Genomic DNA, 11642 nt, shown 5'->3' with positions numbered 1-11642 from the left:
CGATGGCGACGACCGCTCAGCCCTCGGGGCGCATGCGCGATGCCCTCAGAGCGGCCCACCTCTACTACATGCAGGACCTCACGATGGATGCCATCGCCCGGGAGCTGAAGACCTCGAGATCCTCGGTTTCGCGCCTGATCTCCTTCGCGAAGGACACCGGTCTCGTCGACATCCGGATCCGTTCGCCCTTCGAGCTGTCGACGCGGTGGGAGCGCGATATCGCCCGCCGTTTCGGTGTCTCCGCCCACGTCGTGCCTGTTCCGAGCGGCTCGTCGGACGTCGACAGACAGGACCGCGTCGCGCGCGGCGCTGCACGGATTCTCAACTCGTACTTCGATTCCAACATGGCGATGGGTGTCGCGTGGGGCTCGACGATGAGCGCCATCAGTCGGCACCTCGTGCCGAAAGAGACCCACAACTCCGACATCGTGCAGCTCAACGGGGCGGGAAACACCCATACGACCGGGATCGACTACGCGAGCGAGATTCTTCGCCGCTTCGCCGAGTCGTACACCGCGCGGCTCCAGCAGTTCCCCGTGCCCGCCTTCTTCGACTCCCCCGCGACGCGCGAGCACTTGTGGAAGGAGCGGAGCATGCGCCGCGTCCTCGACATGCAGGCGCATCTCGACATCGCACTCTTCGGAGTCGGCTCGCCCTTCGCGGACATCCCCAGCCACGTCTACATCGGCGGGTATCTCGACCCGGAGGATTACCAGACGCTCAGCGACCAGGGCGTCGTCGGCGATGTCGCGACGGTGTTCTTCCGCGCCGACGGCTCGACCGATGGAATCGAGCTGAACGCGCGCGCGACCGGACCGGACTTCGACGTCCTCCGGCGCATCCCCCGTCGGGTCTGCGTCGTCTCGGGCGTCTCGAAGCTGCCGGGACTCTCGGGCGCGCTCGCCGCAGGACTCATCACCGATCTGATCATCGACGAGGCCGGCGCTCGCGCGCTCATCGACTCGGCGGGCGGCTCCGTATCGCCCATGACGGGCGCCGTGACGATCGTCGACGTGACGTCGGATGACGCGGATCAGTTCCCAGGAGCCGCTCGGGAATAACCCAGGGCCGCCTGCGTTCAATACACTCGAACACGAAACGCACTTCGGGGTCGGTGAAAGTCCGAGCCGGCGGTCATAGTCCGCGACCCGCGGTCGAGCTCTCACGAGCACGGCCCGGTTGAGCTGGTGGAACTCCAGCACCGACGGTGAGAGTCCGGATGGGAGAAGTGCGGTGCGCGGCCTCGCCGCGCACTCGCGACCCCGGATTGCGCCCCGACTCACCGAAGGGCCCTTTCGGGAATGACCGCCATCGCCGCACCGATCGACGCCACGCGCGTCGAGGCCGCGATGAGCCGCGCGCTCTCCCTCGCCGAGCACGGTCCGGCAGTGGGCGACAACCCGCAGGTGGGCTGCGTCCTCCTCGACGGCGACGGCACGATCGTGGCGGAGGGCTGGCACCGGGGTGCTGGCACTGCCCACGCCGAGGTCGATGCGCTGTCGAAGGTCGCGGATGCGCGCGGGCTCACCGCCGTCGTCACCCTCGAGCCCTGCAATCACACGGGCCGCACCGGCCCCTGCGCTCTGGCCCTCATCGAGGCGGGGGTCTCGCGCGTGATCTTCGCCCTCGACGACCCGAGCGAGCGCGCCGACGGCGGCGCCGAGCGCCTCCGCGCGGCGGGCATCGTCGCCGAGCGCGGCCCGCTCGCCCACGAGGCGGAGGAGCTGCTGCGCCCCTGGCTCACGAGCGCGCGACTCGGGCGCCCCTTCGTCACGGTCAAGTGGGCCTCCACCCTCGACGGGCGCGCCGCCGCCGCGGACGGCACGAGCCAGTGGATCACGGGAGCCGCCGCCCGCCAGCGCGTCCACGAGCAGCGCGCGCGCCACGACGCGATCGCCGTCGGCACCGGCACCGTGCTCGCCGACGACCCGAGCCTCACCGCCCGTGGCGACGCCGGCGAGCTCCTGGCGCACCAGCCGGTCCCCGTCGTCTTCGGAAGGACGCCCGTATCGGCGGATGCCGCCCTCCGTCGCCATCCCGCCGGCCTCATCGAGGTGGGCCACCGCGATCTCGCGACGGCGCTGCCCGAGCTGCTGAGCCGCGGCATCCGCCGCCTCTACGTCGAGGGAGGGCCGACGCTGGCGAGCGCTTTCCTCCGCGCCGGACTCGCCGACGAGGTGCTCGTGTACCTGGCGCCCCTGCTTCTCGGCGGGCCGCGCACGGCCCTCGACGATCTGGGGGTCACCACGATGGCCGAAGCGCACCGGCTGAGCATCCGCTCGATCGAATCGCTCGGCGACGACCTGCTCGTCACCTGCCGCCCCGACGCCCGCTCGTCCTCCCACCTCACCCCGCACAGCTAGGAACCGCAATGTTCACCGGAATCATCGAAGAGCTCGGCGAGATCATCGGCTGGCAGACGCACGGCGACGCCGGCCGGGTGACAGTGCGCGGCCCGCTCGCCGTGAGCGACGCGAAGCACGGCGACTCGATCAGCGTGAGCGGCGTGTGCCTCACCGTCGTCGAGCAGGGGCCCGACTGGTTCAGGGCCGACGTCATGGGGCAGACCCTGCGCATGTCGAACCCCGTGCAATGGGCCATGGGTCGCACCGTCAACCTCGAGCGCGCCGCCTCCGTGGGCGACCGGCTCGGCGGCCACATCGTGCAGGGCCACATCGACGGCACATCCGAGGTGATCAGCGTGCGCGACGAGGGAACCTGGCGCGTGCTGCGGTTCTCGCTCGCCGCCGCGCACGCCCCGCTCGTCGTCGACAAGGGCTCGATCGCCGTCGACGGGATCTCGCTCACGGTCAGCGCCGCCGGCGACGACTGGTTCGAGGTCTCGCTCATCCCCGAGACGCTCGAGCGCACGACCCTGGGGCGCCGCGCGGTCGGCGACCTCGTCAACATCGAGACCGACATCCTCGCTCGACACGTGGCGCGACTGGCGCGCTTCGACGGAAGGATCCCCGCATGAGCATCGGAACCATCCCCCAGGCGCTCGCCGCGCTGCGGCAGGGTCGGCCCATCCTCGTAGCCGACGACGAGAGCCGCGAGAACGAGGGCGACATCATCCTCTCCGCCGAGCTCGCGACGCAGGAGTGGGTCGCATGGACCGTCAAGCACTCGAGCGGCTACCTGTGCGCTCCCATGACGAACGAGCTCGCCGACGCGCTCGCGCTCCCGCTCATGGTCGCCGACACCGAGGACCCGCGCCGCACGGCGTACACGGTGAGCGTCGACGCCGCCGACCGCATCTCTACCGGCATCAGCGCGCGCGACCGCGCGCACACCCTGCGCGTGCTCGCCGACCCCGCCTCGACGCCCGCCAGCCTCATCCGCCCCGGCCACATCCTGCCTCTGCGCGCGGTCGACGGCGGCGTGCGCGAGCGCGCGGGCCACACCGAGGCGGCCGTCGAGCTCATGCGCCTCGCGGGCCTGCGCCCCGTCGCGGTCATCGGCGAGGTCGTCGCCGACGACGGCGAGATGATGCGCCTGCCCGAGCTCATCGAGTTCGGGCGAACGGAGGACGTCGTCGTCATCACGATCGTCGACCTCATCGCGTACCTGAGTTCGGGCGAGAAGTTCGCAGCAGGAGCCCCCGGCGCCCCCGCCGAGCAGCTCTCGAGCGTCTCCTTCGAGGTCGCCACGACCGTGCCGACCACGCACGGGCCGTTCTCGCTGCGCGCCTACCGCGATCGCAAGACCGGTGCCGACCACGTCGCGATCGTGAGCGGGATGCCCCACGATGACATGATCGTGCGCGTCCACTCCGAGTGCCTGACCGGCGAGGCCTTCGGCTCGCTCAAGTGCGAGTGCGGGCCGCAGCTCGACGCCGCACTCGACGTCATCCAGCGCCAGGGCGGCGCCGTGCTCTACATGCGCGGTCACGAGGGGCGCGGCATCGGCCTCATCAACAAGCTCCGCGCCTACCGCCTGCAGGAGGACGGCTACGACACGCTCGACGCCAACCTCGCGCTCGGCCTCCCCGCTGACAGCCGCGACTACCAGGCGGCGAGCGACATGCTGCGCGACCTGGGCGTCGGGCGCGTTCGCCTGCTGTCGAACAACCCCGAGAAGCAGCGTCAGCTCACGAAGTACGGCATCGAGGTGAGCTCGCTCGTGCCGCTGCTCGTGGGCGTCGGCGACGACAATCAGGGCTACCTGAGCGCGAAGCGCGACCGCATGGGTCACCGCCTTCCGGATAGCATCACCTCCGCCCCCGTGTACGCCCAGATGGAAGGACGCAGCGCATGAGCGGAGCAGGAAGCCCGACCCTGAACGTCGACGGAACCGGCCTCACGGTCGCGATCGTGGCCGGCCAGTGGCACGCCGAGATCAGCGCAGGGCTTCTCGCCGGCGCGCGTCGCGTGCTCGAGGCCTCGGGCGCGACGATCGTCGAGTACGCCGCTCCCGGCTCGTTCGAGCTCCCGGTCGTCAGCAAGGCCGCTCTCGAGAACGGCGCGGATGCCGTGGTCGCCCTCGGGGTCATCATCCGCGGCGGAACCCCCCACTTCGAATTCGTCTCCTCGGCAGCGACCGACGGACTCACCCGCGTCGCCCTCGACACGGGGAAGCCCGTCGGATTCGGTGTGCTCACTCTCGAGAACGAGCAGCAGGGCCTCGACCGGGCCGGGCTTCCCGGCTCGAAGGAGGACAAGGGCGCCGAGGCCGCGGAGGCCGCCCTCGCGACGGCGCAGGCGCTGCGGGTCATCCGCGGCTAGAGCCGCCGCACAGGAACGAACGGCGCCCGCACCCCGCGAGGGGGGCGGGCGCCGTTCGCATCCGCCCCCTACCTGAGGAAGAGCGCGCGGAGCCTGTTCGTCGTGAACACGATGCCGATCGCGATCATCACGAGGTAGTAGCCGACGTGCACGAGCATCATGCCGCTCAGGGCGCCCGTCGTCAGACCCCGGACGAGCTCGACGCCGTGCCACAGGGGCAGCGCCTGGATGACCCACTGGATGGGCTCGGGGTAAACGCTGATGGGGTAGAAGGTCGCCGAGAACAGGAACATCGGCAGCATGATGAACGTCACCCACTCGATCTGCTGGAACGTCTTCATGTAGCTCGTGATGGCCATCCCGAGGCTCGCGAAGCCGAACGCGATGAGCAGCACCGCGGGCAGGGCGAGCAGAGCCGTCCATGCCAGGTTGAGCCCGAAGAGCTGCATGACGACCATGAAGCCGACCGCGTACATCGCGCCGCGCAGGAGGGCGAGGAAGATCTCGCCGAGCGCGACGTCGAGAGGGCCGAGGCTCGTCGTGAGCATGCCCTGGTAGAGCTTCGAGTAGTTGAGCTTGAAGAAGACGTTCCAGGTCGAGTCGTAGACGGCGCCGTTCATCGCCGACACCGCGAGCAGGGCGGGCGCGATGAACGCCGCGTACGGCACCTCCTGGCCCGTCGAGGTCTGCACCGACCCGACGAGGGCGCCGAAGCCGATGCCGAGCGAGAGCAGGTAGAACACCGGCTCGAAGAAGCCGCTGAGCACGACGAGGTAGTTCGTGCTGCGGGTCGCCAGAAGACCACGGCGGATGACCGCACCCGTGTTGCCCGCATAGAGGGCGCTGCGCTGCCTGGTCAGCGGAGCGCTCGCCGCCGCCGATGCCGCCGTCACTTGTCGAGCCTCCTCGTGAAGTGGCGGCGCGTCGCCCAGAGCCCGACCGCGAAGAGCGTGACGAGGTAGCCGACGTGCGTCGCCGTGAGCCACGCGGGCTCGGCCATGCCGTACGTGAGCACGCGGCCGAGCTCGGTGCCGTGCCAGAGCGGTGAGATCCAGCCGATCGGCTGCAGGAAGACCGGCAGCTGCTCGAGCGGGAAGAACGTGCCCGAGAACAGGAACAGGGGCGTGATGCCGAAGCGCTGCAGCATCGCCATCTGACCCCGGTCTTCGGTGATGGTGGAGGTGTAGCTCGAGATCGCGGCGCCGATGGCGAGGCCGGTCATCGACGCGACGAAGATCCCGAGCCAGCCGAGAGGCGAGGTGATCGCGCCGAAGAGGGCGATGATGCCGCAGTAGATCGCGACCGTGACGACCGTGCGCAGCGCGATGTGGATGAACATGCCGTTGACGATCTGGGCGCCCGTGATGGGCGAGGCGTTCATGCCGAAGAAGATCGGGTTCCACTTGAAGCCGAGCAGGATCGGATAGGACGTCTCGTTGGCGGTGACCGTCATGGCGGCCGCCGCCATGAGTGCGGGGGCTACGAACTGCAGGTAGCTGACGCCCTCGACGCCCTGCGGCACGAGGCTCGCGAGCCCGACGCCGAGCGCGAAGAGGTAGATGAGCGGGTTGCCGAAGCTCTGGAAGATCGCGTCTCCGGCGTAGCCCTTCATCGCGCGGATGCGGTGCTCGGCGATGTACCAGGAGCCGAAGCGGCGCGGGGCGGCACCGGCGGCGAGCGAGCGCCGGGCATCCTCTCTCTGCGCGCTCTCGGCCGGAGCCGCTGGGTCGGTCGTCGTCATTCGATCAGGCTCCGACCCGTGAGTCGCAGGAAGACGTCCTCGAGGCTCGACCGGCGAACGAGGGACGTGATCGGGTGCAGCCCGAGCTGCGTGATCCGCTCGAGCTCCGCCTCGCCGTTGGCGCTGTACACGAGGATGCGGTCGGGCAGCACCTCGAGGCGCTCGCCGACCCCCTGCAGCTTCGCCGCAGCCTCGGCGTTCCTGTCGCTGCCGAAGCGCACCTCGAGCACCTCCCTGCTCGAGTACTCGCGGATGAGCGCGGCGGGCGAGCCCTCGGCCATGATGCGGCCCTTGTCGACGACCACGAGGCGGTCGCACAGCTGCTCGGCCTCATCCATGTAGTGCGTCGTGAGCACGAGCGTCGTGCCCTGCTCCTTGAGGCGGAACAGGCGATCCCAGAGGATGTGGCGCGCCTGCGGGTCGAGACCCGTCGTCGGCTCGTCGAGCAGCAGGATGCGCGGCTCGTTGATGAGCGCGCGGGCGATCGTGAGGCGGCGCTTCATCCCGCCCGAGAGGTCGTCGACCTTGGCCTTGGTGCGGTCGGCCAGCTGCGCGAACTCGAGCAGGGCATCCGCCCGCTCGGCTACGACCGCCCGCGGCAGGCCGAAGTAGCGGCCGTACACCAGGAGATTGTCGCGGACGCGGAGCTCCTGGTCGAGGTTGTCCTGCTGGGGAACGACGCCCAGCTGCGAGCGGATGTCGGGGCCGTGGTCGTTCGGGTCGAGGCCGAGGATCTCGAGGTCACCGGCCGTGCGCGTCGAGACGGCGCCGACCATGCGCATCGTGGTCGACTTGCCCGCGCCGTTCGGGCCGAGCAGGCCGAAGGACTCACCGGGCGCGACGTCGAAGTCGATCCCGTCGACAGCGGTGAAGTCGCCGTACTTCTTGGTCAGTTTCCTGGCGGTGATGACGGGCTGCGGCACGAGAGACGAGCATAGACCTCGCGCACGGTCGGCACCGAGGAGAACTCGGCCAGGATGGAGCCATGAGCTCGACCAGCGACCCCGCCCGCCCGCGCCGCGGCTTCGGCCGCGACCCCGAGGCGGACTCGGGCCCGCGCGCGACCTTCGGCCAGTTGCTCCCCTATCTGCTCGAGCACCGCACGGTGCTGTCGTGGGTCATCGTCATCAGCATCCTCGGCGCGATCGCCTCGCTCGCCCAGCCGCTGCTCGTGAGCCAGGTCATCGCGCGCGTCGAGCAGGGAGAGCCGCTCGGCTCGCTCGTCGCCGGTCTCGTCGCCCTCGTCGTGGCCGCCGCGCTCCTCAGCGGCTTCGGGCACTACCTCCTGCAGCGCACAGGAGAAGGCGTCGTGCTCTCGAGCCGCCGCACCCTCGTGCGGCGCCTTCTGCACTTGCCGATCGCGCAGTTCGACGAGCGGCGCACGGGCGATCTCGTCAGCCGCGTCGGCAGCGACACCACCCTGCTGCGGGCCGTGCTCACCCAGGGCCTCGTGCAGGCGATCGGCGGGAGCCTCACCTTCGTCGGCGCGATCATCGCGATGGCCGTCATCGACCCGACGCTCCTCGGGCTCACGCTGCTCGTCGTCGCCGTGTCGGTCGTCACGGTCGTGGTGCTGTCCCGACGCATCCGCGTCGCCTCCCGCAGGGCGCAGGAGAAGGTCGGCGATCTCGCCGCGGCCGTCGAACGGGCGATCTCGTCCGTGCGCACGGTGCGCGCCGCGAACGCCACCGATCGCGAGATCGCAGCGGTCGACAAGGATGCCCGCGGCGCGTGGGAGCAGGGCATCCGCGTCGCGCGCATCTCCGCCCTCGTCGTTCCGATCTCGTCGATCGCGCTGCAGGTCTCGTTCCTCGTCGTCCTCGGCGTCGGTGGATTCCGCGTCGCGACCGGCGCGATCGAGATCGGCGCTCTCGTCGCGTTCATCCTGTTCCTGTTCCTGCTCATCGGGCCGCTCGGGCAGGCGTTCGGCGCGATCACCTCGGTGAACTCGGCGCTCGGCGCGCTCGGTCGCATCCAGGAGATCATCGCCCTCCCGAGCGAGGTCGAGGGCGACGCCGACGTCGTCCCCGAGCCGGATGACCCGGACGACGCGGCAGTGTCCTTCCACGACGTGCACTTCTCCTACCCCGAGCGGGCGCATCGCACCGAGGCCGAGAAGGCCGCTGCGGAGGCCGAGGCGGCGCTCTCCGCGACGGCGGGGCGCGGGGCGAACGCGAACTCCCACGGGTCGCGCGATGCGCAAGTGCTCCGCGGGGTCTCGTTCGCGGTGCCGCGGGGGGCGCGCGTCGCACTCGTCGGTCCGAGCGGCGCAGGGAAGTCGACCGTGCTCGCGCTCGTGGAACGCTTCTACGACCCGACGGCAGGCGTCATCCGGATGGACGGCGTCGACATCCGCGCGCTCGATCGTGTCGAGCTGCGCAGCAGGATCGGCTACGTCGAGCAGGATGCGCCCGTGCTCGCCGGCACTCTGCGCGAGAACCTCTTGCTCGGAACGCCTGATGCGAGCGATGAGCAGTGCGCGACCGTGCTGCGCTCGGTGAACCTCGGCGAAGTGCTCGACCGCTCGCCGCTCGGGCTCGAGGCGCCCGTCGGCGAGGATGGCGTCATGCTCTCGGGCGGCGAGAGGCAGCGGCTTGCGATCGCACGCGCGCTGCTCGCGGCGCCGCCCATCCTGCTCCTCGACGAGTCGACATCCTCACTCGACGGCCGCAACGAGCAGCTCATGCGGGAGGCGATCGACGCGGTCGCCGAGAACCGCACGCTCATCGTGATCGCGCACCGGCTCTCGACGGTCGTCGACAGCGACCTCATCGTCGTGATCGATCACGGACGCGTCGTCGGGACGGGCACGCACAGCGAGCTCGTGCGCGAGGTGCCGCTCTACCGCGACCTCGCGAAGCACCAGCTGCTGGTGTGACGCGGCCGCCTCGCGGGGCGGTCGACATCGCCCCGATGGGGTCAGCGCTGGCCCCTTGGATGCGAGACCGTGCGCTTTGGCCGCGAGCGTGTGGTCTGCCGCACGTTGTCGTCCAGAGCGCACGGTGCCGCAACTGGCGAAGGGACGCCGCGGCGCCGGGTCAGGATGCCGCGGAGACGACCGCTCCGCCGGCGGCGACGATCTCGGCGAGCGCCGCCGCGCTCGGACCGGGGGCCACCCCGGCGACGAGATCGCTCAGAACGCGAACCCGTCGACCTGCGGTGATCGCGTCGAGCGCCGAGGCGCGGACGCAGTGGTCCGTCGCGATACCGACGACGTCGACGACGTCGATGCGGTGCTCGTCGAGCGCGGCGACGAGGGTGCGGCCGTCATCGGTGATCCCCTCGAAGATCGAGTACGCCGGGACGCCCTGACCCTTGCGCACGTGCAGGTCGATCAGCGCTCGGTCGATCGCCGGATGGTAGTCGGCGCCCGGCGAGCCGGCCACGCAGTGCACCGGCCACGTCGTCACGAAGTCCGGGTCCGCATCCGTCGCGAAGTGCCCGCCGTTGTCGTTGTCGGAGTCGTGCCAGTCGCGCGAGGCGACCACGAGGGCGTAGTCGTCGGCGTGCGCGCGGACGTGCTCGGTGATCGCCACGGCCACGGCGGCGCCGCCGACGACGCCCAGAGCGCCGCCCTCCGTGAAGTCGTTCTGCACGTCGATGATGAGCAGGGCGCGGGGCATGTCGTCTCCATCTCTCAACGCCGGGCTTCCGCGGCCCGGCTTCATCAGAGGGTGGTGAGGTTGTCGCCGCAGCGGTACGCGCCGGCCGCCAGCAGGTCGAGCGCCGCCCGGGCGGAGCCTTCGACGTTGCCGATCGCCGAGAACGCGAAGGTGAGCGTCGTGCCGTCCGCGGCAGTGATGATGCCGCTGAGCGAATAGGCGGTCGTGATCCACCCGGTCTTCGCCGACACGCTGCCGCGCGCGACGGCGGCATCGCCGACGAAGCGGTTCGCGAGCGAACCCGAGCGCCCGGCGACGGGGAGCCCGGCGGCGAGCACCGGCAGGTCGCCTCCGCCTGCCGCGATGACGTCGAAGAAGCGCGCGTAGTACAGGGGCGAGACGGCGTTGAGGGGGCTGAGGCCCGACCCGTCGCGGATGACCATACCCGGGTCGAGCGCGACTCCGTACGGCTGCAGCGCCGTCGCGTACGCCTGCGTGAGGGAGGCGGCCGAGCCGTCGAAGCCCGATTCCTTCGACACCACTCGCGCGAGCATCTCGGAGAGCGTGTTGTCGCTGTTCATCAGCATCTTCTCGATGAGACGGCTCACGGGCTGCGATCGCACGACCGCGAGCTCGGCGCCGCCGCTCGCGACGCCCACCCGCACCGAGGGGCGACCGCCCGGGTTGCCCGCGGCGCCGAGGGCGAGGGCGAACGCCTCGCCGGCGCGCGTGATGGGGTCGGCCGAGCGAGGGCTCGTGTCGACCGCGGGGTTCTGCCGGTCGCCATCGACCTGCAGAGCGGTGACCTCGGACTGGTACCCGATCGACACCACGCTCGGATCCCACGATGGATCCCACCTATCGGCCGGGTTCCAATAGGTCGCGTCGAGCAGTACCTCGGTGATCTCCGGGGCGTCGGGGTTCGCCGCCCCATAGGCGGAGACAGCCTGCGCGGCGAGGTCGGAGAGTTTGGGAGCACCTCGGTAGACGCTCTCCTGGCCGGGGGCGAGCGCGCTCAGTGTCGCATCTCCCCCGCCGACGAGGACGATCTGCCCGGGCTCCGATCCCTGCTCGACGCGCGTCTGAAGCTGGTAGCCGGGACCGAGGACCCGCAGCGCCACCGCGGCGGTGAGCACCTTGAGAACGCTGCCGTGCCGCGCCGGAGTCGACGCGTCCTTCTCGAAGAGCACCTCGCCCGTCTCGGCGTTGACCACCACGCCGACGAACTCGGCGAGGCGGCCGTCGGACGCCAGGGTTCGGATCGAGCACGTCCGCACGCGCGTGGGCGCGATCGCCGACGACGGCCCGGCGCGCGACGGCTCGCGGTCGGGCGTCGGATCCGCGCTCGGCGTGCGCAGGTCGGCGTCCGTCTCGGGCGCGGCCACCGCGTCCGCGGTCGGGGGCACTGCGGCCATACCGGTGGCGACGGCGGCCGCTCCGAGAATCGAGAAGGCCGTAGCGAGCGCTGTGATGGCGAGCGGGCGCGGATGACGTCCCACGACGGCGCCGAGGCCCGCGCCGCCCTCAGGAGTCTTGCGAATTCTCGGCGCTGTCACCGGGCCATGATAGTCGCGA

At 70.7% G+C, this 11642-nt stretch carries 11 protein-coding genes and 1 riboswitch; of the genes, 6 read left to right on the top strand and 5 right to left on the bottom strand.

The window, feature by feature from the left end:
- The first annotated feature begins 2 nt into the window (after positions 1 to 2).
- The 5 genes from FHX53_RS09380 to ribH all read left to right on the top strand — a co-directional run bounded on the left by FHX53_RS09380 (position 3) and on the right by ribH (position 4724).
- Entirely contained in the window at positions 3 to 1061 is a 1059-nt protein-coding gene (locus FHX53_RS09380; RefSeq protein ID WP_182491084.1) for a sugar-binding transcriptional regulator, read from the top strand.
- 36 nt (positions 1062 to 1097) lie between these two features.
- A riboswitch (FMN riboswitch) is annotated at positions 1098 to 1235 on the top strand.
- Positions 1236 to 1301: 66 nt separating this feature from the next.
- Entirely contained in the window at positions 1302 to 2363 is a 1062-nt protein-coding gene (gene ribD, locus FHX53_RS09375) for a bifunctional diaminohydroxyphosphoribosylaminopyrimidine deaminase/5-amino-6-(5-phosphoribosylamino)uracil reductase RibD (protein ID WP_246335609.1), read from the top strand.
- A gap of 8 nt (positions 2364 to 2371) precedes the next feature.
- Complete coding sequence (locus tag FHX53_RS09370) at positions 2372 to 2977, top strand: riboflavin synthase (RefSeq protein ID WP_182491083.1); 606 nt, start codon at positions 2372 to 2374, stop codon at positions 2975 to 2977.
- Positions 2974 to 4257 (top strand): 3,4-dihydroxy-2-butanone-4-phosphate synthase, encoded by a 1284-nt coding sequence (gene ribB, locus FHX53_RS09365; RefSeq protein ID WP_182491082.1) that lies wholly within the window; start codon positions 2974 to 2976, stop codon positions 4255 to 4257. The genes FHX53_RS09370 and ribB overlap by 4 nt, the downstream gene beginning before the upstream one ends.
- Positions 4254 to 4724: a 6,7-dimethyl-8-ribityllumazine synthase gene (gene ribH / locus FHX53_RS09360; protein WP_182491081.1), complete on the top strand. Its 471-nt coding sequence runs from the start codon at positions 4254 to 4256 to the stop codon at positions 4722 to 4724. The genes ribB and ribH overlap by 4 nt, the downstream gene beginning before the upstream one ends.
- 68 nt (positions 4725 to 4792) lie before the next feature.
- Here ribH and FHX53_RS09355 read toward each other — a convergent pair whose 3' ends face one another.
- The 3 genes from FHX53_RS09355 to FHX53_RS09345 are packed head-to-tail and all read right to left on the bottom strand — an operon-like array spanning position 4793 to position 7388.
- On the bottom strand, positions 4793 to 5617 hold the full coding sequence (locus FHX53_RS09355) for an ABC transporter permease (RefSeq protein WP_182491080.1): 825 nt from the start codon (positions 5615 to 5617) through the stop codon (positions 4793 to 4795).
- Positions 5614 to 6465: an ABC transporter permease gene (locus FHX53_RS09350; protein WP_182491079.1), complete on the bottom strand. Its 852-nt coding sequence runs from the start codon at positions 6463 to 6465 to the stop codon at positions 5614 to 5616. Before FHX53_RS09350 ends, FHX53_RS09355 begins: the two co-directional genes overlap by 4 nt.
- On the bottom strand, positions 6462 to 7388 hold the full coding sequence (locus FHX53_RS09345) for an ATP-binding cassette domain-containing protein (protein WP_182491078.1): 927 nt from the start codon (positions 7386 to 7388) through the stop codon (positions 6462 to 6464). The genes FHX53_RS09350 and FHX53_RS09345 overlap by 4 nt, the downstream gene beginning before the upstream one ends.
- Before the next feature lie 62 nt (positions 7389 to 7450).
- On the opposite strand from FHX53_RS09345, the gene FHX53_RS09340 reads away from it, so the two are divergent.
- Positions 7451 to 9343: an ABC transporter ATP-binding protein gene (locus FHX53_RS09340; protein WP_182491077.1), complete on the top strand. Its 1893-nt coding sequence runs from the start codon at positions 7451 to 7453 to the stop codon at positions 9341 to 9343.
- A gap of 160 nt (positions 9344 to 9503) precedes the next feature.
- On the opposite strand, the gene FHX53_RS09335 is transcribed toward FHX53_RS09340, so the two are convergent.
- Together FHX53_RS09335 and FHX53_RS09330 are read right to left on the bottom strand one after the other, a co-directional pair.
- Complete coding sequence (locus FHX53_RS09335; protein ID WP_182491076.1) at positions 9504 to 10088, bottom strand: isochorismatase family protein; 585 nt, start codon at positions 10086 to 10088, stop codon at positions 9504 to 9506.
- Positions 10089 to 10132: 44 nt separating this feature from the next.
- Positions 10133 to 11623 carry a D-alanyl-D-alanine carboxypeptidase gene (locus FHX53_RS09330; protein ID WP_182491075.1) on the bottom strand — a complete coding sequence of 497 codons (1491 nt, stop codon included), beginning with the start codon at positions 11621 to 11623 and terminating at the stop codon, positions 10133 to 10135.
- Between the last annotated feature and the right edge of the window lie 19 nt (positions 11624 to 11642).

Origin of the sequence: Microcella alkalica (genome assembly GCF_014137945.1) — a bacterium.
In the GTDB taxonomy this organism is placed as follows: domain Bacteria; phylum Actinomycetota; class Actinomycetes; order Actinomycetales; family Microbacteriaceae; genus Microcella; species Microcella alkalica.
Note: the sequence above shows the minus strand (reverse complement) of the source record. Positions and strands in the feature narration are given on the sequence as shown.

Excerpts from the sequence above, each read along its gene's own strand:
- ribH (WP_182491081.1), top strand. The coding sequence starts at position 4,254 with ATGAGCGGAGCAGGAAGCCCGACCCTGAACGTCGACGGAACCGGCCTC.
- FHX53_RS09380 (WP_182491084.1), top strand. The coding sequence starts at position 3 with ATGGCGACGACCGCTCAGCCCTCGGGGCGCATGCGCGATGCCCTCAGA.
- FHX53_RS09335 (WP_182491076.1), bottom strand. The coding sequence starts at position 10,088 with ATGCCCCGCGCCCTGCTCATCATCGACGTGCAGAACGACTTCACGGAG.
- FHX53_RS09340 (WP_182491077.1), top strand. The coding sequence starts at position 7,451 with ATGAGCTCGACCAGCGACCCCGCCCGCCCGCGCCGCGGCTTCGGCCGC.
- FHX53_RS09350 (WP_182491079.1), bottom strand. The coding sequence starts at position 6,465 with ATGACGACGACCGACCCAGCGGCTCCGGCCGAGAGCGCGCAGAGAGAG.
- ribD (WP_246335609.1), top strand. The coding sequence starts at position 1,302 with ATGACCGCCATCGCCGCACCGATCGACGCCACGCGCGTCGAGGCCGCG.
- ribB (WP_182491082.1), top strand. The coding sequence starts at position 2,974 with ATGAGCATCGGAACCATCCCCCAGGCGCTCGCCGCGCTGCGGCAGGGT.
- FHX53_RS09370 (WP_182491083.1), top strand. The coding sequence starts at position 2,372 with ATGTTCACCGGAATCATCGAAGAGCTCGGCGAGATCATCGGCTGGCAG.